General features: G+C 69.6%; 18 protein-coding genes and 1 tRNA gene. 14 read left to right on the top strand and 5 right to left on the bottom strand.

Going from position 1 to position 18,422, the window contains the following annotated elements; genetic code table 11:
* Positions 1-34: 34 nt before the first annotated feature.
* From galU to AC3EVP_RS18735, 11 genes are all read left to right on the top strand, one after another.
* A complete protein-coding gene (galU, locus tag AC3EVP_RS18785) occupies positions 35-949 on the top strand; it encodes a UTP--glucose-1-phosphate uridylyltransferase GalU (RefSeq protein ID WP_435131239.1) in 915 nt (304 codons plus the stop codon).
* Positions 946-2,268: a molybdotransferase-like divisome protein Glp gene (glp, locus tag AC3EVP_RS18780; protein WP_435131237.1), complete on the top strand. Its 1,323-nt coding sequence runs from the start codon at positions 946-948 to the stop codon at positions 2,266-2,268. Before galU ends, glp begins: the two co-directional genes overlap by 4 nt.
* A gap of 87 nt (positions 2,269-2,355) precedes the next feature.
* Positions 2,356-2,838, top strand: coding sequence for a cyclic pyranopterin monophosphate synthase MoaC (gene moaC / locus AC3EVP_RS18775; RefSeq protein WP_435131235.1), 483 nt, complete (start codon positions 2,356-2,358; stop codon positions 2,836-2,838).
* Positions 2,835-3,401, top strand: coding sequence for a MogA/MoaB family molybdenum cofactor biosynthesis protein (locus tag AC3EVP_RS18770; RefSeq protein ID WP_435131233.1), 567 nt, complete (start codon positions 2,835-2,837; stop codon positions 3,399-3,401). The genes moaC and AC3EVP_RS18770 overlap by 4 nt, the downstream gene beginning before the upstream one ends.
* The gene (locus AC3EVP_RS18765) at positions 3,398-4,018 is read left to right on the top strand and encodes a GNAT family N-acetyltransferase (protein WP_335971279.1); all 621 of its coding nucleotides are present in this window, start codon (positions 3,398-3,400) and stop codon (positions 4,016-4,018) included. The genes AC3EVP_RS18770 and AC3EVP_RS18765 overlap by 4 nt, the downstream gene beginning before the upstream one ends.
* Before the next feature lie 128 nt (positions 4,019-4,146).
* Positions 4,147-5,235, top strand: coding sequence for a divisome protein SepX/GlpR (gene sepX, locus AC3EVP_RS18760; protein ID WP_435131231.1), 1,089 nt, complete (start codon positions 4,147-4,149; stop codon positions 5,233-5,235).
* A 70-nt stretch (positions 5,236-5,305) separates the two neighbouring features.
* Positions 5,306-5,379: transfer RNA gene (locus AC3EVP_RS18755), tRNA-Ala, on the top strand.
* 687 nt (positions 5,380-6,066) lie between these two features.
* Positions 6,067-6,939, top strand: coding sequence for a putative RNA methyltransferase (locus AC3EVP_RS18750; RefSeq protein ID WP_435131342.1), 873 nt, complete (start codon positions 6,067-6,069; stop codon positions 6,937-6,939).
* A gap of 122 nt (positions 6,940-7,061) precedes the next feature.
* Positions 7,062-7,697: a GTP cyclohydrolase II gene (locus AC3EVP_RS18745; protein WP_435131229.1), complete on the top strand. Its 636-nt coding sequence runs from the start codon at positions 7,062-7,064 to the stop codon at positions 7,695-7,697.
* Positions 7,698-7,961: 264 nt separating this feature from the next.
* Positions 7,962-8,561 (top strand): TetR/AcrR family transcriptional regulator, encoded by a 600-nt coding sequence (locus AC3EVP_RS18740; RefSeq protein ID WP_335970985.1) that lies wholly within the window; start codon positions 7,962-7,964, stop codon positions 8,559-8,561.
* Between the two features lie 188 nt (positions 8,562-8,749).
* On the top strand, positions 8,750-10,966 hold the full coding sequence (locus AC3EVP_RS18735; RefSeq protein ID WP_435131227.1) for an MMPL family transporter: 2,217 nt from the start codon (positions 8,750-8,752) through the stop codon (positions 10,964-10,966).
* A gap of 111 nt (positions 10,967-11,077) precedes the next feature.
* Here AC3EVP_RS18735 and AC3EVP_RS18730 read toward each other — a convergent pair whose 3' ends face one another.
* The 5 genes from AC3EVP_RS18730 to AC3EVP_RS18710 form a co-directional block, all read right to left on the bottom strand.
* Entirely contained in the window at positions 11,078-11,602 is a 525-nt protein-coding gene (locus AC3EVP_RS18730) for a methylated-DNA--[protein]-cysteine S-methyltransferase (protein ID WP_435131225.1), read from the bottom strand.
* A gap of 21 nt (positions 11,603-11,623) precedes the next feature.
* Positions 11,624-13,147, bottom strand: a complete 1,524-nt coding sequence (locus tag AC3EVP_RS18725) for an AlkA N-terminal domain-containing protein (RefSeq protein WP_435131224.1) — start codon at positions 13,145-13,147, stop codon at positions 11,624-11,626.
* A gap of 135 nt (positions 13,148-13,282) precedes the next feature.
* Positions 13,283-13,603 (bottom strand): GNAT family N-acetyltransferase, encoded by a 321-nt coding sequence (locus tag AC3EVP_RS18720; RefSeq protein WP_435131222.1) that lies wholly within the window; start codon positions 13,601-13,603, stop codon positions 13,283-13,285.
* A complete protein-coding gene (locus AC3EVP_RS18715) occupies positions 13,600-13,809 on the bottom strand; it encodes a DUF2630 family protein (protein WP_435131341.1) in 210 nt (69 codons plus the stop codon). Before AC3EVP_RS18715 ends, AC3EVP_RS18720 begins: the two co-directional genes overlap by 4 nt.
* A 127-nt stretch (positions 13,810-13,936) precedes the next feature.
* On the bottom strand, positions 13,937-14,734 hold the full coding sequence (locus tag AC3EVP_RS18710; protein ID WP_435131220.1) for a MerR family transcriptional regulator: 798 nt from the start codon (positions 14,732-14,734) through the stop codon (positions 13,937-13,939).
* Between the two features lie 252 nt (positions 14,735-14,986).
* Between AC3EVP_RS18710 and AC3EVP_RS18705 the strand changes: the two genes are divergently transcribed.
* From AC3EVP_RS18705 to AC3EVP_RS18695, 3 genes are read left to right on the top strand one after another with little or no spacing between them, the layout of a single operon-like run.
* Positions 14,987-16,510: a flavin-containing monooxygenase gene (locus AC3EVP_RS18705; protein WP_435131218.1), complete on the top strand. Its 1,524-nt coding sequence runs from the start codon at positions 14,987-14,989 to the stop codon at positions 16,508-16,510.
* A complete protein-coding gene (locus tag AC3EVP_RS18700) occupies positions 16,507-17,469 on the top strand; it encodes an alpha/beta fold hydrolase (protein ID WP_435131217.1) in 963 nt (320 codons plus the stop codon). The genes AC3EVP_RS18705 and AC3EVP_RS18700 overlap by 4 nt, the downstream gene beginning before the upstream one ends.
* A complete protein-coding gene (locus AC3EVP_RS18695) occupies positions 17,466-18,368 on the top strand; it encodes an SDR family oxidoreductase (protein WP_435131215.1) in 903 nt (300 codons plus the stop codon). Before AC3EVP_RS18700 ends, AC3EVP_RS18695 begins: the two co-directional genes overlap by 4 nt.
* Positions 18,369-18,422 lie beyond the last annotated feature (54 nt).

Genomic DNA, 18,422 nt, shown 5'->3' with positions numbered 1-18,422 from the left:
CTTCTCCACATTCTTCGTCGCTATGGTGCACGGCATGACGAGTACACGTACGCGGACCCGGATCTCCAAGGCTGTCATCCCGGCGGCCGGACTCGGCACCAGGTTCCTGCCTGCCACCAAGGCCACCCCCAAGGAGATGCTGCCGGTGGTGGACAAGCCGGCGATCCAGTACGTCGTGGAGGAGGCGGTCGCGGCACAGCTCTCCGATGTGCTGATGGTCACCGGTCGCAACAAACGGCCGCTGGAGGACCACTTCGACCGCAACTACGAACTCGAAGAGGCGCTCAGCCGCAAGGGCGACGATTCCCGGCTCGCCAGGGTGCGCGAGTCCAGCGACCTCGCCACCATGCACTACGTACGCCAGGGCGACCCGCGGGGTCTGGGACACGCGGTGCTGTGCGCGGAGCCACACGTAGGGGACCAGCCGTTCGCGGTGCTGCTCGGCGACGACCTCATCGACCCGCGCGACCCGCTGCTGCCTCGGATGATCGACGTCCAGGAGCAGTACGGCGGGAGCGTCGTCGCGCTCATGGAAGTCGACCCGAGCAGCATTCACCTGTACGGGTCGGCCGCCATAGTGCCGACCGCTCACTCCGACGTGGTGCGTGTCACCGACCTGGTGGAGAAGCCGAAAGCCGCACACGCGCCGTCGAACTACGCCGTGATCGGACGGTACGTACTCGACCCCGGTGTTTTCGAGGTCCTCAAGAAGACCCAGCCCGGCCAGGGCGGCGAGATCCAGCTCACCGACGCCCTTCGCGAGTTGGCCCACCAGGAGACGGTTGCCGGCCCTGTGCACGGCGTCGTCTTCACCGGCCGCCGTTACGACACCGGCGACCGAGGTGACTATCTGCGTGCGATTGTCCGACTGGCATGCGAACGTGAAGACCTGGGCCCCGACTTCAGGGCCTGGTTGCGTTCGTACGTCAATGAGGAGATGCAAGAGTGAGTCACGGAGTCGATCGTCTGTGGTCCGTCGCGGAGCACCTGGACAACATCCTGGGGCAGCTCTCACCGCTGGACCCGATCGACTTGCAACTCCTCGACGCCCAAGGGTGCGTACTGGTCGAGGACGTGACGGTGCCCACGTCGCTGCCACCGTTCCCGAACAGCTCCATGGACGGTTACGCCGTACGGGTGGCCGACACCAAGGCGGCGACCCGGGAGCACCCTGCCGTGCTCGAGGTGATCGGCGACATCGCCGCGGGCAGCGGTGAGCCGCCCGCCGTGGGCCCGGGACAGGCGGCCCGCATCATGACCGGCGCCCCGCTGCCCGAGGGAGCCGAGGCCGTCGTCCCCGTCGAGTGGACCGACGGCGGCACAGGCGGCGGACCGGTCGACTCCATGACGGCCTTCGGCGACGACCCGGGAGGCGCCAGCGGCGAGGTCCGCGTGCACAGGGCTCCGGAAGCGGGTCAGTTCGTGCGGGCCCGCGGCAGTGATGTCACAGCCGGCGAGTTGGCGCTCGCGGCGGGCACGGTCCTCGGAGCACCTCAGATCGGGCTCCTGGCGGCGATCGGCCGCGGAACGGTCACCGTCCGGCCGCGCCCCAGGGTCGTGATCGTCTCCACAGGCAGCGAATTGGTCCAACCGGGTGAGGAGTTGACCCCGGGCCGTATCCACGACTCCAACAGCTTCGCGCTCACCGCCGCCGCCAGGGCCGCCGGTGCCATCGCGTACCGGGTCGGGGCCGTCGCCGACGAGGTCGAGACGCTGCGCGCCACCATCGAGGACCAGCTCATCCGCGCCGACGTCATCGTCACCAGTGGTGGCGTCAGTGTCGGCGCCTACGACGTAGTCAAGGAAGCGCTGACGTCATTGGGAGGTTCTTTCGGCGACGACGCGGACGATGCCGCCGGGCACGTCGACTTCCGAAGGCTCGCCATGCAGCCGGGTAAGCCGCAGGGGTTCGGCCGGATCGGTCCCGAACGCACTCCTCTCCTTGCGCTGCCGGGCAACCCGGTGAGCGCCTATGTGTCGTTCGAGATGTTCGCGCGACCGGTGATCCGCACTCTCATGGGCGCGGTTGACGTTCACCGCCGGGTCGTACAAGCGGCTTGCACCACCGCGATCGAGGACTCGCCGGACGGTAGGCGGCAGTTCCTGAGGGCGCAGTACGACAAGCGGTCCGGGACCGTCACTCCTGTGGGTGGTGCGGCGTCCCACCTGGTCAAGGCACTCGCGTACGCCGATGCGCTGATCGTCGTACCGGAAGAGGTCACCTCGCTCGCCGCGGGCAGCGAAGTCGACGTGGTCGTCCTCGACTAGCACTGGCATCCTGGCTTGCGGGCCAACGCGCCGTGCCCGGCAGCAGGCCGATACGGTGTCTGCGCAAGCGACCGCACCAGGAGAACGATGAGCAGCGCTCAGCAGCACCTCAGCCACGTCGACGAGGCAGGCGCAGCCCGTATGGTCGACGTCTCCGCGAAGGACGTCACCGCACGTACCGCGCGTGCCACGGGACGCGTCCTGGTTGCGCCCCGGGTTGTCGAACTCCTGCGTGCCGACGGGCTGCCGAAAGGCGATGCGCTCGCCGTCGCACGGGTCGCCGGCATCATGGGTGCCAAACGCACCCCCGACCTCATCCCGTTGTGTCACCCGCTGTCGCTGTCCGCTGTGACGATCGACCTGGAGGTGACCGACCAGGCGGTCGAGATCACCGCGACGGTCAGGACGACCGACCGCACAGGTGTCGAGATGGAGGCGCTGACCGCTGTCACGGTCACCGCGCTCACCATCGTCGACATGGTCAAGGCCGTCGACAAGGGCGCCGTTGTCACTGATGTCCGCGTCGAGGAGAAGACCGGCGGCAAGTCCGGTGACTGGCGGCGGTCATGAGTGCACACGGTGCCGACCGGCCAAGTGGCCGCCCGCGCGCCTTGGCCGTCACCGCGTCGAACCGCGCCGCAGCGGGCGTGTACGAGGACCGGGGCGGCCCCTTGATCGTCGCGGCACTGACCGAGTGGGGTTTCGCCGCGGAGGGCCCCCGGGTCGTGCCCGACGGGGAACCCGTGCGTGAGGCGCTTGCCGCCGCAGTGGAAGCCGGTTACGACGTGGTGATCACCACCGGCGGCACCGGGCTCTCGCCGACCGACCGCACCCCCGAGGCCACAAAGACACTGCTCGACTACGAGGTGCCGGGCATCGCCGAGGCGATCCGTGCCGCTGGTACGCGCAAAGTGCCCACCGCGGCGCTCTCACGTGGCGTCGCAGGGGTCGCAGGGCGCACCCTGGTGGTGAACCTTCCCGGCTCCACCGGCGGGGTGAAGGACGGGCTCACCGTCCTCGCACCGCTTGTCGCACATGCCGTCGACCAGATCCGCGGCGGCGATCACCCTCAAGAGCAGCCGGATCGCCACTCAGGCGACGATCCGCATTCCGTCACTGGGAGACCGAGCTGAACGGGTCCTGGCCGGCCGAGTTGGTGGACGGTGACATCACCCTCCGCCCGATCCGGATGCGCGACCAGCGCGCATGGCGTGAGGTCAACCGGCGCAACCGCGACTGGTTGCGCCCCTGGGAGGCCACCGTGCCGCCCGCACCGCCGGGGCAGGTCGTGCAGCGCCCCACGTACCGTCAGATGGTCAGACACCTTCGCCGTGAGGCGAACGCGGGGCGCATGCTGCCGTTCGTCATCGACTATCAGGGGCGGCTCGCGGGTCAACTGACCGTCGCCGGAATCACCTGGGGCTCCATGTGCTCGGCGCACATCGGCTACTGGGTGGACGAGGCGGTCGCCGGTCGCGGTGTGATGCCGACGTCCGTCGCCCTTGCCGTCGACCACTGCTTCCGGCGGGTCGGACTGCACCGGGTGGAGGTGTGCATCCGGCCCGAGAACGGCCCCAGCCGCCGAGTCGCCGAAAAGCTCGGTTTCCGGGAGGAGGGCCTGCGTCCGCGCTATCTGCATATCGACGGCGGATGGCGCGACCACCTCGTCTACGCGCTCACTGCCGAAGAGGTGCCCGACGGCCTCCTCAACCGGTGGCGGCAAGCAAGGCCGAGCACATCCCAAAAATAAGACTAATGTTCGAAAGTAAAGGCGATGGGGCGCTGATCGCACAAAAATCTCGATCTATCAGCCAGATCGTGCGACACACCGGGCCGAATTGCCAATGGCGTGTCTCGATCGCCCCTACGGTGTAGCTCGTGAGCAGTAGTGGCCTCATCTACGCAGTCATCGTCGGGGCCTGGGCTGCCTACCTGGTGCCGATGTGGCTCCGTAGGCAGGACGAGCTCAACGAAGCGCGTCCGACGGAACGCTTCAGCACCGCCATCCGGCTGCTGTCCGGGCGTGCGGCGATGGAGCGGCGCGTCGCCAGGGCGCGCGGTGAGAACGTCGAGCCCGACGCCGATGCGCCGGACGACGACGCCGACCCGGATGAGCCGGACGTGTCGGTCGACGTCCGGGGGCTGGCCGTGCCTGCGACCGAGGTGCGACGCCCGGTTGCCCGTTCCGCACCGCAGGCAGGCCCGGTGGCCGGCCCGGGCGGCGGGAAGGACAAGCGCGCCCAACTGCTCGCACGCCGCCGCCGCATCACCACCTCGCTCTTCCTCGCCTTCACGGCCGGCGCCATCGCCGCTGCCGTCGGCGGCGTCGAGCTGCTGTGGGTCCCGGCGATTCCGGCGGTCCTGCTGACCGTCTACATCGGCCAGATGCGCCGCCAGGAGCGCCGCCGCTACGAGGTGCGCCTCGACCAGCGGCGGGCTGCCGAGGCTGCGCGACGCCTCAGGGCACCGCGACCTGCCGCCCAGGTGACGGACCGCGGCCTCGAAAGCGACGAGCGCCCCGTGCCCGCGCCCAAAGCGGCCCGTCCGGCTCCGCCGCCGGCGCCCGCCCCTGCGCCCTCGCCCCGTTCCGCCGACCGCCGCGCCCTGGTGGAGCAGACCGACCACGCCGAGTGGGTCGACCAGCAGCGCGCCCAGCAGTCCGGTGAGGACGGTTGGGCGCCCGTTCCGGTGCCGTTGCCGACCTACGTGACCGCTCCTGTCGCTCCCCGTACGTCGGAGGGTGTCGACCTCGGTGCTCCCGGCACCTGGAGTTCGGCCCGTTCCGGTACGACGCCTGGCGACGCCGCGGCTGCCCGGGAGCCCCACGAGCGCCGCGAAGGCCAGCAGCCCAAGGGGACGGCTGAGCCCCGCCCCCAGCAGCCTCCGGTGCGCCGCCCGCGCAGCTCCCGGACGCCGCTGTTCGACCAGTACGCCGATCCCGACCGCCCGCGCGCCGCCAACGAGTGAACGTCGTGGACCAGCCGATAACCGGTTCACGACCACCCTCTGCGGGGTGCTAGAGTTTTCCTCGTTGCAAGGGCCTGTGGCGCAGTCCGGTAGCGCACCTCGTTCGCATCGAGGGGGTCAGGGGTTCGAATCCCCTCAGGTCCACAACAACACAGCTGCTCTCGGGCTGACTTGGGAGTGGTTGGAGAGATCCCGACCGATCATGACGATCGGTCGGGATTTCATCGTTTCCGGGTTATTGCGGGCAGGCTCTCAACCCCGTTGACGGCTCTGCCGAGGTGGTGGATGTGTCCAGCGCCGACTGCCGAGCAACACCCGAACCGCCGCTCTTCGGGGCATGGCGAGGAATACCCCCTGGGGGCGGGACCGCAGTTGCACCGTGGTGAACCGTCGCTTGGCCACGGGCTTTTGTCCGCTCGTGACTCGCGGCTTGCGGCTTTCGAGTCGTTGGGCAGGCGTTGATGTGCTCCGTCGTCAGGATGTCCACGCGCCACACGGACGTCCGGGGCGGGGCTCGCAGGGCCGCAGCTTCGTGGACACGCCGGAGTTCGGCCTTACGTGTTCGCGTACCGTATCGGCGATCTTGCGCACGGTGATCGACCGAGAGTCACCTTGGACGATCTCCGTCGAGCCCCCGTCCGGAGCCTCAGGCGGCCCCCTGACGGCCGCACGGGGTCCGCATGGGAAAATCCCCGATGTCGGTTCGCGAGGCCCGCAGGAGCCGGCTCGGTGGTTTTGGCTGTATCGCCGTCGCTGTCGCGGGCTCGTGCCGAGCACGTGGCTCAGCCGACAGAACGTTGACTGATGACGACCGATGCCGAGGAACAGAGCATGCCCCCGAGCGCGTTCGAAGACGGAGATCCGCGCCGCAGGCTCCTGGGTGTACTGCGCTGCCCCCTTTGCGGCGGTGGGCTCCATCTGTCGGCGGGCGCTTTGCGGTGCGGCCGGCGGCACACGTTCGACATCGCGCGGCAGGGCTACGTCAGCCTCCTGACGGGAGACATGCGCGCCGGCACGGCGGACACCGGGCCGATGGTCGGCGCCCGGGAAGCGTTCCTCGGGGCAGGGCACTATGCGCCGCTGGCCCGCGCCGTGGCCGACGTCGCTTCCCGGTGGTGCGGCACACACGGCACCGTCCTGGATGCGGGCGCGGGAACCGGCTACTACCTCGCCGCTGTTCTGGACGCCGCCGCGGAGACGGTGGGGCTCGGTCTGGACGCTTCCAAGTTCGCGTTGCGGCGGGCTGCTCGTGCACACCCGCGGGCGGCGGCCGCCGTGTGGGACGTGTGGCGTGAGCTTCCGGTGCGCTCCGGGGCGGCGGATGTGGTGCTCAATGTCTTCGCGCCGCGCAACGGTTCCGAGTTCCGGCGTGTTCTGCGTCCGGAGGGCGCGCTGGTGGTGGTCACCCCGACGTCTCGGCACCTGGCCGAACTCCGCGGCGCGGCGGGTCTGCTGGAGGTCGACGCGTCGAAGGAGGACCGTCTCGCGCGTACGCTCGACGCCCACTTCACGTTCGAGGGTGGCGGCGCGCAGGAACTGGAGTACCGCCTGAGCCTGACCGCCCAGGAAGCACACGACCTCGTCTCCATGGGTCCTTCGGCCCACCACGTGCGGCCTGAGGAACTGGCCGGCCGTATCGCGGCCATGGGTGACGCCGTCGAGACGACGGCTTCCTTCGCGGTGGCCGTCTACCGACCGCGGTGACCGGTGGCGGCATGGCCCCAGACGGCGGCGGCTTCGCGGTGTGACCCGAGCCACGTCGGGCGGGGGAAATATTCAGCGCCAGGCGGGAGCTTGAGAGTTCAAGATCTTGCGAGGGAGTGGCGATGACGGTCAATGCTGGCGCGGCAGTGGCCGCCGCCACCATCCGTACCAAGGTGCGGATTCCGCTGCGGTTCTCGGACGGGTGGGCGACGGGCGCCGATGTGTACACGTTCACCGGTCTGGTCGACGGCAAGGAGCATCTCGCGCTGGGCTTGGGTGATTACCGCACTGCCGAGGTGCCCTTGGTGCGTCCGCACTCGGAGTGCATGACGGGAGACGTGTTCGGCTCGGAGCGCTGTGACTGCGGGCCGCAGTTGAGGGAGTCGGTGGAACGGATCGCCGCTACTGGCGGCTACTTGCTCTACCTGCGGCAGGAAGGGCGCGGTATCGGGCTCTACGCGAAGCTCGATGCCTATGCCCTGCAGGATGGCGGACTCGACACCTATGAGGCGAACCTCGCGCTCGGGCGGGCCGAGGACGAACGTGACTACTCCGCTGCCGCGCAGATGCTCGCGGCCTTGGAAGTCGGGGGCATCAGGCTGCTGAGCAACAATCCCGACAAGGCGCGGCAGCTCGCAACCCTGGGTGTCGAGATCGTCGAGCAGATCCCGACCGCTGCCCACGTCTCGGTCTCCAACGTCAGGTATCTGCGCGCGAAGGTCGAGCACACCGGGCACACGATCGCGTTGCCGGCGTGACGGTCGGGCACGAGTCGACGACGGGGTGTGAACGACCGGAATGCGTGCATGGCGCGCTCATGTGTCGGCATTCCGCGAAGAAACAGCCTGATGGGGGCTTGACGGTTGCCTGGAGGGGACGTGATACGGCCCACGATCGAAACGGTGGCGTTTCGATTGCGGGCCGTCTACCCTCTTAGGTGTACGACATCGTTTCGAAGCGCGTTCGTTCCGTGCGGCGAGTCCGTATGATCGGCGCGACCGACCACGCAGGGAGGAGAGGGCATGTCGCCGGAAGCCGGCGCCTCTACGCGGCGCAGCCGCTTGACTCCCGAACGTGAGCAGGAGTTGTACGAGGCTGTGGTCGACCTGTTGCGCGAGGTCGGCTACGAGGCGCTGACCATGGACGCCGTCGCGGCCCGTACCCGCTCTAGCAAGGCGACCCTCTACCGCCAGTGGAAGGGCAAGCCGGAACTGGTCGCGACCGCGCTTCGGCAGTGCAAGCCGGTATCCCTCGCGGATATCGACACCGGTTCCCTTGCGGGCGACCTCCACGAACTCGTGCGGCTGCACGACGAGGGCGAGGTCAAGCGCGACCAGGAACTGATGCGAGGGCTGTCGCACGCGGCGTTCCAGAACATCGAGCTTTTCCGCGCCCTGCGCGAGCTGCTGATCGAACCGGAGCTGGCCAGCTTCGCCGAACTGGTGCAGCGCGCGGTGGACCGCGGCGAGCTGGACGCGAACAACCCGGCGCGCGACTTCGTGCCGCACATGCTGTTCGGGGGAGCGCTGACCCGCGCCATCATCGAAGGCGTCGACCCCGACCCGGAGTACAGCCACAGATACATCGACGCGGTGGTCGTCCCCGCGCTCGGCCTGTCCTGAGCCGAGCGGCACGATGGGCGGCCGGTGAAGTCCGTCCGGCCGCTGACCTGACGTGACCGCATCCGCACAACCGAATTATTCGTACCTCCATACCGACTTGCCACGCTCCACCTGACACGCCGCTCTCGTCGTCGGGCTGGTTCCACACGCCCAAGTCTGCCCTCCTCCTGACGGGAGCTCATGCCTCCATGGCCACATTCCTCTACAAACTGGGCCGGTTCTCCTTCCGGCAGCGGCGCTACGTCGTCCTGCTGTGGGTGGCGCTGCTCGCCCTGGCCGGCGTCGGAGCAGTGACCGCGAAGTCCGCGCCTGCCGACAACTTCACCGTCCCGGGCACCGAGGCGCAGCAGGCCTTCGACCTGCTTCACGAGCGTTTCCCGGGTACCAATGCCGACGGTGCGTCCGCACGGATGGTCTTCCAGGCGCCGAACGGCCAGAAGATCACCGCGGGACCGAACAAGGCGGCGGTCGAGAAGGTCGTCGAGGATCTGAAGAACAGCCCGCAGAAGGCGACCGTCGCGGACCCGTTCACCGCGAACGCCGTCAGCAAGGACGGCACCACGGCCTACGCGTCCGTCACCTATGTCGCCAAGTCGACAGAGATCACCGACGCGACCCACACCGCGATCGAGGACGCGGCGCAGCACGGTCGTGACGCCGGGCTGACCGTCGAGACGGGCGGTACCGCGCTCCAGGCATCGCCGGAGACCGGAAACAGCGAAGTCATAGGCATCGGCATAGCGGCGGTCGTGCTTTTGATCACGTTCAGTTCTCTGGTCGCCGCCGGGCTGCCGCTTCTGACCGCCATCATGGGTGTCGGGGTCGGTATCGCGTCCATCACTGCCTTGGCGACGACGCTCGGCCTGTCGAGCACCTCGTCGACACTCGCGTCGATGATCGGCCTGGCGGTCGGCATCGACTACGCGCTGTTCATCGTCTCGCGTCACCGCCATGAACTCATGGAAGGCCGGGACGGCGAGGAAGCGGCCGGCCGGGCGGTCGGTACGGCGGGTTCCGCCGTGGTGTTCGCCGGGCTCACGGTGCTGATCGCATTGGCCGGCCTCGCGGTGGTCAACATCCCGATGCTCACCAAGATGGGGCTGGCGGCGGCCGCCACTGTCGCGCTTGCCGTGCTCATCGCGCTCACCCTCATCCCCGCGCTGCTCGGCTTCGCCGGCACCAAGGTGCTCACCCGCAAGGTGCGCAAGGGCCGTGCCAGCGCGAGCGACAAGCCGAACATGGGCACGCGCTGGGCGCGGCTGGTCGTGCGGCGCCGAGTGCCGTTCCTGGTCGCAGCGGTGGTGGCACTGGGCCTCGCGGCCATTCCGATGAGCCGGATGGAACTGGGGCTCCCGGACGACGGTTCACAGCCGGTGAGCACGACTCAGCGCAAGGCGTACGACATGCTGTCGGAGGGCTTCGGGCCGGGCTTCAACGGGCCGCTGACCGTGGTCGTCGACGCCGCGCACAGCAAGCAGCCGGAGTCCGCCGCGCAGGAGATCAAGCGGACCATCGAGGGCTTCGCCGACGTCAAGACGGTCACGGAACCGGGGTTCAACAAGCAGAAGGACACGGCGACGCTCACCGTGGTGCCCGCGTCGAAGCCGAGCAGCACGCAGACCGAGGACCTGGTGCACACCATCCGCGGTCATGCGGAGGACTTTGCCGACTCCACGGGCGCCAAGGTGCTCGTCACCGGTACCACCGCGATGAACATCGACGTCTCGCAGCGGCTGAACGACGCACTGGTGCCGTATCTGGCGCTGGTCGTGGGGTTGGCGTTCCTGCTGCTGATGATCGTGTTCCGGTCGGTGCTCGTGCCGTTGAAGGCGGCCCTCGGCTTCCTGCTGTCGGTGCTCGCCGCGCTCGGTGCGGTGGTGGCCGTCTTCCAGTGGGGCTGGCTGTCCGGTCTCCTGGGTGTTCAACAGACCGGACCGATCATGAGCATGATGCCGATCTTCATGGTCGGCGTGGTCTTCGGGCTGGCCATGGACTACGAGGTGTTCCTGGTCACCCGGATGCGCGAGGCGTATGTGCACGGCGAGTCGCCGCGGCAGGCGGTCGTCACGGGCTTCACCCATGGTGCGCGGGTGGTGTCGGCGGCCGCGGTCATCATGATCAGTGTGTTCGCCGGGTTCATCGGATCGTCGGAATCGATGATCAAGATGATGGGCTTCGGGTTGGCGATCGCGGTCGCGTTCGACGCTTTCATCGTGCGGATGACGATCGTGCCCGCGGTGCTCGCGCTGCTGGGCCGGTGGGCTTGGTGGCTGCCCGGCTGGCTCGAGCGCGCGCTGCCCAACGTCGACGTCGAAGGTGAGCAGTTGCGCAAGAACCTCGCCGAGCGCCCGAGCCTTGTCGCGTCCTCGGACGACGACGAGGACCTGGAGGGCGTGCGGGTCTGACGGCCTTGCCGCCGTAGTGCACTGAGCCATGGGCCCGGTAGGTCGATACGGCCGACCGGGCCCATGCTTGTGCGCGGGGACGATGGCGTCATGTCACCCGCGCGGGTGACTTCACGTCAGGGTCGGCTGCTGCGTGCCGCGTTCGAGGTCCAGCAGCCACCGCTTGCGGGTGAGGCCGCCGCCGTAGCCGGTGAGGCTGCCGTCGGAACCCACGACGCGGTGGCAGGGCACGATGATGCTGATCGGGTTCTTGCCGTTGGCCAGGCCGACCGCGCGGGAGGCGGTGGGGTTACCCATCGCCGCGGCCAGCTCGCCGTAAGTGGCGGTCTGGCCGTACGGGATGTCGCACAACGCTGCCCACACGCGCTTCTGGAAGGGCGTGCCTGCCATGTTCAGTGGGAGGTCGAAGGCGCTGAGGTCGCCGTCGAAGTAGGCGGCGAGCTGCTCCTCGACACGGTCGAACGCCGGCAGGTCGGCGCGCGGGCCGAAGCTCTCCGACGGTGGGCGGTGCCGTTGGTCGGTCATGTACAGGCCGCTGAGTTCACCCTCTCGGGCGACGAGCGTCAGCAGACCGCAGGGGCTGTCCACCACGGTGTGAACGGTGGATGCTGTCGGTTTTGTGGTCGCGGTACTCATTGGTGTGGTGCCTTCTGTGACTCAAGCGCTGCGAACGGCGGGTGGGTTTGCGGAAACTGCGATGGTCGGGTGGTCGTCGGCGGGGAGGATGTTGATCGGGTGGTTGCCCGTCGCCCACAGGTACTGCGTCGCGTATGCGCGCCATGGTTGCCATGCGGCGGCGTGGCGTGTCAGTGCGGCGGGGGTGGTCGGCAGGCCGAGGTTGCGGGCCGCGTTCCTGATGCCGAGGTCGGTCGGGAGGAACGCGTCCGGGTCCCCGAGCGCGCGCATGGCGATACTCTCCACCGTCCATGGCCCGAAGCCGGGAAGGGCCGTGAGACGGGCTCTGGCCCGCTGCCAGTCGCTGCCCACGTCCAGGTCGAGCTCGCCGTCCACAAGGGCCCGTAGCAAGGCTGTGAGGGTGTCTTTCCGGGTCCGCGGCATCGCCAGGGACTCGGGAGCGCGCTCGATGAGCGTCTCGGGTGACGGGAACAGGTGGGTCAGGCCGCCGCCGGGGTCCGCCACGGGCTCCCCGTACGCCATCACGAGGCGCCCCGCGTGGGTGCGCGCCGCCGACGTCGAGATCTGCTGGCCGAGCACTGCGCGCACCGCGAACTCCGGTCCGTCGGCGACACGCGGCACCCTGCGGCCGGGCGCCTTGGCGACCAGGGGCGCAAGGAGCGGGTCGGAGGAGAGCAGCGCGTCCACGGCGAGGGGGTCGGCGTCCAGGTCGAGCAGTCGGCGGCAGCGGCTGATCGCCTGGCCCAGATCGCGCCAGTCGGTGAGGGACAGCAGGCAGCCGATGTGGTCGGGGTGGGGCCGCAGCGCGACCGTACCGGGACCGTGCGGCAACCGCAGAGTGCGCCGGTACGCGCCCCCGCGCCACTCCTCGACACCGGGGACCGCGGTGGCCGCGAGGTGGCCGAAGAGGTTGTCCGGGTTGAGCGGTCGGCGGAACGGCAGCCGTAGGGAGATCGAGCCCGCGGTGGCGGCCGGCCGGCCCTTGGCGACCCTGGCACGCAACTCGCCGGGGGACAGGGCGAACACCTCCCGCACGGTGTCGTTGAAAGTGCGGATACTGGCGAAGCCTGCCGCGAACGCCACGTCGCCCATCGGCATGGCCGTCGTCTCGATGAGCAGCCGAGCGGTCTGCGCGCGCTGCGCCCTGGCCAGCGCCAAGGGGCCCGCGCCCAGTTCGGCGAGCAGTTGGCGCTCGACCTGCCGTGCGCTGTAGCCGAGGCGGGTCGCGAGGCCCGGCACACCCTCCCGGTCGACGACTCCGTCGCTGATCAGTCGCATGGCGCGGGCCACGAGGTCGGCTCGCTCGTTCCATTGCGGCGAGCCGGGGCTCGCGTCAGGGCGGCAGCGCTTGCAGGCGCGGAACCCGTCTTGCTGGGCGGCCGCCGCACTGGGGTAGAAGGTCATGTTCTCGGCCTTCGGCGGTACGGCGGGGCAGCTCGGCCGGCAGTAGATACGCGTGGTCAGCACCGCGGTGAAGAACCACCCGTCGAAACGGGAGTCCTTCGACTGCACGGCGCGGACGCAGGCGTCGAAGTCCGTATGCACACGACCAGTGTCGCCCCTCGTCAGGGCGTCGGTCTGGCGGAAATCCGACACTGACCTTCGTGCGGTCGACCGGCACGGCCCCGTATGCGGCCCGCGTATCCCAGTCCCAGGAGGCGGACCGCGCCCCTGGAGTGGCTAGTCCGCCACCTTGCTCTCAGGTGTGTGGCGCAGGTCCTCGTACTCGGGATGCTTGCCGATCCAGCCGTCGATGAACGGACAGATCGCCAGGACGCCGAGCCCGCGGGCGCGCGCGTCGTCCAGGGCTGCCCGGGCCAGCGCCGAGCCGACGCCGCGGCCTTCGTACCCTTCCTGCACCTCGGTGTGGACGAACGCGATCACCGAGTCGCCGCGCAGATAGGAGGCGACGCCGGCGAGGTTGTCGCCGACGCGGGCCTCATAGCGGTGGGCGGCGGGGACGTCGATGACGGTGAGGTCGCTGTCGGCGGCCCGGCTCATGAGCGGTAGCCCTCCACGGTCGAGGAGGGCCGTACGCGGGCGCCCCCAGGGTCCTCGCCGGCCTCGGTCAGGGCGCGGCGCTGGCGCAGCAGGTCCCAGCACTGGTCGAGTTCGCGCTCCAGGGAGGCGAGCCGCTCGCGCTGGTCCCCGCCCTCGTCGCCTTCTTCCGCGAGCAGGTCCCGCAGGGCCTTCTCATCGGAGACCATCTTGCTGATGCGGCCCAGGATGGCCTGCTCGGCATTGGCGTCATGAGGCTGTTGCACGGGGCACCTCCTGATTGATGGGCCCTATCCACTCTCTCAGGTCGTACGGTACGACGCTCGCGGGGCCGGGTCAGGCCTCCTGGCCGGCGGGGTCGGGGTCGGGACGCTCGCCGATCGCCGGATCGGGGTGGCTGCGCATCCAGGCGTCGATCTCCGCGCGCACCCTGCGGTCCATGGCGAGCGACATCTCCGCGTCGACGATGTTCTTGGCCAGCGGGCGAAGGCGGTGCAAGGACTCGGTGATGCGGTGGGCGTCGTCAGGTGTCAAGGCGCCCAGGTCGCCGATGACGTGCGTTTTGATCACCTGCGTGAACAGGTCGGCCATGGCGTCGACGTGGCTGCGTACCTCGCGGCCGGCGGCCAGCACCGCCGATAGGGGCACCCCTTCGCGGACGAGTGCGGCCGAGGCGTCCAGCAGGCGGCGGCTGACATGCACGACGTACTCGCCGTCGACCGCGATGTATCCGATCTCCAGGGAGTTGGTCAGGTTCTCCGGGCTGATGTCTTCGCCGAAGTAATCGGCGAGTTCCTGGGGGCTGAGCCTTACCGGTGTCTCCTCCGACCAGGGGGAGGTGAGCGCGCCTTCCAGCCCGAGGCGTTCGGCGACCCCGTCTAGGGTGCGGCCCTGCTCCCAGGCGGCGATCAGTTCGGCGATGCCGCCCAGGGTGTGGCCGCGTTCCAGGAGGGCGGAGATGGTGCGCAGCCTCGCGAGGTGGTCCTCGGAGTACCAGGCGATCCGCCCTTCGCGGCGCGGGGGTGGAAGAAGGCGCCGCTCGCGGTAGAACCGCAGCGTCCTGACGGGGATGCCGGCTGCTTCGGCCAGTTCCTCGACGCGGTACTCGCGCGGCCCGGTCTCGTTGTCGTCCACGTGGTCAGCCTAGGGTGCGCGGAAAACGCCCTGAGCAGCCCTCTCGCCTTCTGTTGCCCGGCGGCGGTGTTCCTGGACGGGATGACGCCCTGCCGGCGTCCAGTCGGCGTTCAAGGCGCGCTTCGGGGGTTTTCCGCGGCGATCCGGGCGGGCGAAATCCGGACCTACCCCTACCGGAGGTAACGGTAGGTGCCCTACAGTCCAACTGTGCCAGTGATTGCTGGCGCGATTGGCGACGTGGGAGGCGGTGCCATGGACGACGACATCGAGCACGTGCGGGTGGCGGTGATCGGGTCCGGCTTCGGCGGCCTGGGGGCCGCGGTCAGGTTGCGTCGGGAGGGGATCACCGACTTCGTGATCCTCGAGCGCGCGGACGCGGTGGGCGGCACCTGGCGCGACAACAGCTACCCGGGCTGCGCCTGCGACGTACCGTCGCACCTGTACTCGTTCTCCTTCGCCCCGAACCCCGACTGGCCACGGGCCTTCTCCGGTCAGGAGCACATCCGCGCCTACCTCGAACGGGTCACCGACACCTTCGGGTTGCGGCAGCACCTGCGCTTCGGCGCGGAGGTGCAGCTGGCGCGCTGGAACGCCGAGGCGCGGCACTGGCACCTGAAGACGGCCCGCGGCGAGTTGACCGCCGATGTCGTGGTCTCCGCGACCGGCCCGCTGTCCGACCCGAAGATCCCCGATGTGCCCGGCATCGAGAGCTTCCCCGGGAACGTGTTCCACTCCTCGCGCTGGGACCACGACTTCGACCTCAAGGGCAAGCGCGTCGCCATGGTCGGCACCGGTGCTTCGGCGATCCAGATCGTGCCGTCGATCCAGCCGGAAGTAGGGAAACTGACTGTCATCCAGCGCACCCCGCCGTGGGTGATGCCGCGGGTGGACCGTCCGATCGGTGCGGCGGAGCGGTGGCTGCACGGCACGGTGCCCGGCACCGCCAAGATGCGCCGGGCGGTGCTGTGGCTGATCCGGGAGTTCCAGGTCGGCGCGTTCGTGAAGCAGCCGAAGCTGATGAAGGCTGCCGAGCGGATCGCGCGCGGACACCTGAGGCGGTCCGTCAAGGACCCTGGGCTGCGCGCTCGCCTCACCCCGGACTACACCATCGGATGCAAGCGCATCCTGCTGTCCAACGCCTACTATCCGGCGCTCGCGCAGCCCAACACCGAGGTGGTCACCTCGGCGCTCGCCGAGGTGCGGGGGTCGTCGGTGGTCACGGCCGACGGCACCGAGCGCGAGGTCGACGCGATCATCTTCGGGACCGGGTTCCACGTCACCGACATGCCGATCGGCGACCGCGTCATCGGCGCGGACGGCCTCAGCCTGAAGGAGCACTGGAAGAACGGCATGGCCGCCCTGCGCGGCTGCACCGTCGACGGCTTCCCGAACTTCCTGTTCATCATCGGGCCGAACACCGGCCTGGGGAACAGTTCGATGATCCTGATGATCGAGTCGTCCCTCAACTACGTCGCCGACTACATGCGCACGCTGGAGCGTTCGGGCGCCGCCGCCCTGGATGCGAAACCGGCGGCGGTCGCCGCGTGGAACGAGGAGATGCAGCGCCGTGCGGCGCGCACCGTGTGGAACACCGGTGGCTGCAAGAGCTGGTACCTGGACGCCAACGGCCGCAACACGACGGCCTGGCCGGGCACCACGGCGGAGTTCCGGCGCGCCACCAAGCAGTTGAAACTCTCCGAGTACGACCTACTGGCACCCGCGGGCCGGCCGATCGCCGGGCCCGCGTCCGGGCGAGCTGTGGAGGTGGCGTCATGACGACGCTGTACGAGGCGGTCCAGCCGCGCAGGACCCTGACCGCGGTATCCGCGGACGGGACCCGCCTGAACGTCGAGGAGTACGGCCGCAGCGACGCGCCCCCGGTGGTGCTGGCGCACGGGTGGACGTGCTCGACACTGCTGTGGGCGCCGGTCGTGCGCGCCCTGGCGTCGGACTTCCGGCTGATCGCCTACGACCAGCGAGGCCACGGCCTCAGCGGCTCGTCCGCGGTGCGCGAGGGCTACGACACGAGCATGCTGGCCGACGACCTGGAAGCCGTACTGGAGACGACTTTGTCGAAGGGCGAGCGCGCGCTGCTCGTCGGCCACTCCATGGGCGGCATGACGATCATGGCGGCCTCCGACCGTCCCGCCGTGCGCGAGCACGCCGCCGCGGTGCTGCTGGTGAGCACCGGCGGCAGCCGGCTGGTCCGCACGACGCAGGTGCTGCCGCCGCGACTGAGCGCCCGCTGGCTGCGTGACGTACTGCACCGCCAGATCCTCGTCTCCAGGCTGCCTCTGGGCCCGGTGACGCCGGCTGCCAAGGCGGCGCTGAAGTACGGGGTGATGGGCCCGGGGTCGTCACCCGAACAGGTGGCGTCCTGTGCGCGCATGGTGCACGCCTGCCGGCCGCGGCAGCGTTCCGAGTGGGGCAAGGTGCTGGCCGCGCTGGACCTGGACACCCAGGTGCCCAAGTTGACCGCGCCCACCGCCGTCATCGTCGGAACTGTCGACAAACTGACTCCCAAGGTGCACACGTACCGCATCGCCGCCGCGCTGCCGCACTGCGTCGGGGTGACCGAACTGCCCGGCCGCGGCCACATGACGCCGCTGGAGGACGCGAGCAGCGTGGAAGCGGCGATACGCGGCATGGCGTCCGATCACCTGACGGGCGCCGCGGCGCCCGAAGGTGTGGCCGGCCGGATGGCGGCCGACGGCGTGGAGGAGAAGAGCGCATGAGCGCAACGTCGTTGAACGGCCGGGTGGTGGTGGTCACCGGCGCGGCGCGCGGCGTCGGTGAACTGCTCGCCCGCAAACTCGCCGCGCGCGGCGCCCGGCTGGCGCTGGTCGGCCTGGAGCCCGACGAACTGAAGAACGTCGCCGCGTCACTGGGAGGAGGGGCCGCCAGTTGGACCGCCGACGTCACCGACCGGGCGGCGATGGCCGAAGTGGCCGCGGAGGTTCGCGCCCACTTCGGGCGGATCGACATCGCCGTCGCCAACGCGGGCGTCGCCACCGGAGGGCCGTTCCTCGAGTCCGACCCCGATGCCTTCGATCGGGTGATCCAGGTCAACCTGCTGGGCAGCATCTCGACCGCGCGGGCGTTCCTGCCGGCGCTCGTCGACTCGCACGGCTATTTTCTGCAGATCGCATCACTCGCGGCGATCACCCCCGCACCCTTGATGGCCGCCTACTGCGCGAGCAAGTCGGGGGTCGAGGCGTTCGCGCACAGCCTGCGCGCCGAGATGGGCCCCAAGGGTGTCAAGGTCGGAGTCGGGTACCTGAGTTGGACCGACACCGACATGGTGCGCGGTGCCGACGAGGACGACGCCCTGCGCACCATGCGTGCGCGGCTTCCCTGGCCGACGAACCGAACGTATCCCCTGGAACCGGCGGTTGACCGGCTGGTCGCCGGGATCGTACGGCGCTCGCCTCACGTGTACGCGCAGTGGTGGCTGCGCGGTATGCAACCGGTGCGCGGCTATCTTCCGTCGGTGATCGGCGGCGCGCTGGGGCAGCGGGAGATGCGCCGGGCCGGCGCGGCGCTGGACCGCGCGCCGGGGGCACGGCGCGGACTGGTCGGCAAGGGAGGCGCCGCGGACGAGTCGGCGAGGACGTCCGCCCATACCGCTCCGTAGCTGTAACCGCGCGCTGACCTGAGGTTATTTGTCCAGGATGCGAGGGTTGTCCGG

It is taken from the genome of Actinacidiphila sp. bgisy144 (assembly GCF_057708105.1).
Note: the sequence above shows the minus strand (reverse complement) of the source record. Positions and strands in the feature narration are given on the sequence as shown.

Bases quoted from the DNA above. Each gene is read 5' to 3' on its own strand.
- AC3EVP_RS18715 (WP_435131341.1), bottom strand. From the start codon at position 13,809: ATGGTCTCCGATGAGAAGGCCCTGCGGGACCTGCTCGCGGAAGAAGGC.
- AC3EVP_RS18770 (WP_435131233.1), top strand. From the start codon at position 2,835: ATGAGTGCACACGGTGCCGACCGGCCAAGTGGCCGCCCGCGCGCCTTG.
- AC3EVP_RS18700 (WP_435131217.1), top strand. From the start codon at position 16,507: ATGACGACGCTGTACGAGGCGGTCCAGCCGCGCAGGACCCTGACCGCG.
- AC3EVP_RS18735 (WP_435131227.1), top strand. From the start codon at position 8,750: ATGGCCACATTCCTCTACAAACTGGGCCGGTTCTCCTTCCGGCAGCGG.
- AC3EVP_RS18720 (WP_435131222.1), bottom strand. From the start codon at position 13,603: ATGAGCCGGGCCGCCGACAGCGACCTCACCGTCATCGACGTCCCCGCC.
- AC3EVP_RS18740 (WP_335970985.1), top strand. From the start codon at position 7,962: ATGTCGCCGGAAGCCGGCGCCTCTACGCGGCGCAGCCGCTTGACTCCC.
- AC3EVP_RS18745 (WP_435131229.1), top strand. From the start codon at position 7,062: ATGACGGTCAATGCTGGCGCGGCAGTGGCCGCCGCCACCATCCGTACC.
- AC3EVP_RS18730 (WP_435131225.1), bottom strand. From the start codon at position 11,602: ATGAGTACCGCGACCACAAAACCGACAGCATCCACCGTTCACACCGTG.
- AC3EVP_RS18705 (WP_435131218.1), top strand. From the start codon at position 14,987: ATGGACGACGACATCGAGCACGTGCGGGTGGCGGTGATCGGGTCCGGC.
- AC3EVP_RS18695 (WP_435131215.1), top strand. From the start codon at position 17,466: ATGAGCGCAACGTCGTTGAACGGCCGGGTGGTGGTGGTCACCGGCGCG.
- moaC (WP_435131235.1), top strand. From the start codon at position 2,356: ATGAGCAGCGCTCAGCAGCACCTCAGCCACGTCGACGAGGCAGGCGCA.
- AC3EVP_RS18750 (WP_435131342.1), top strand. From the start codon at position 6,067: ATGCCCCCGAGCGCGTTCGAAGACGGAGATCCGCGCCGCAGGCTCCTG.
- galU (WP_435131239.1), top strand. From the start codon at position 35: ATGACGAGTACACGTACGCGGACCCGGATCTCCAAGGCTGTCATCCCG.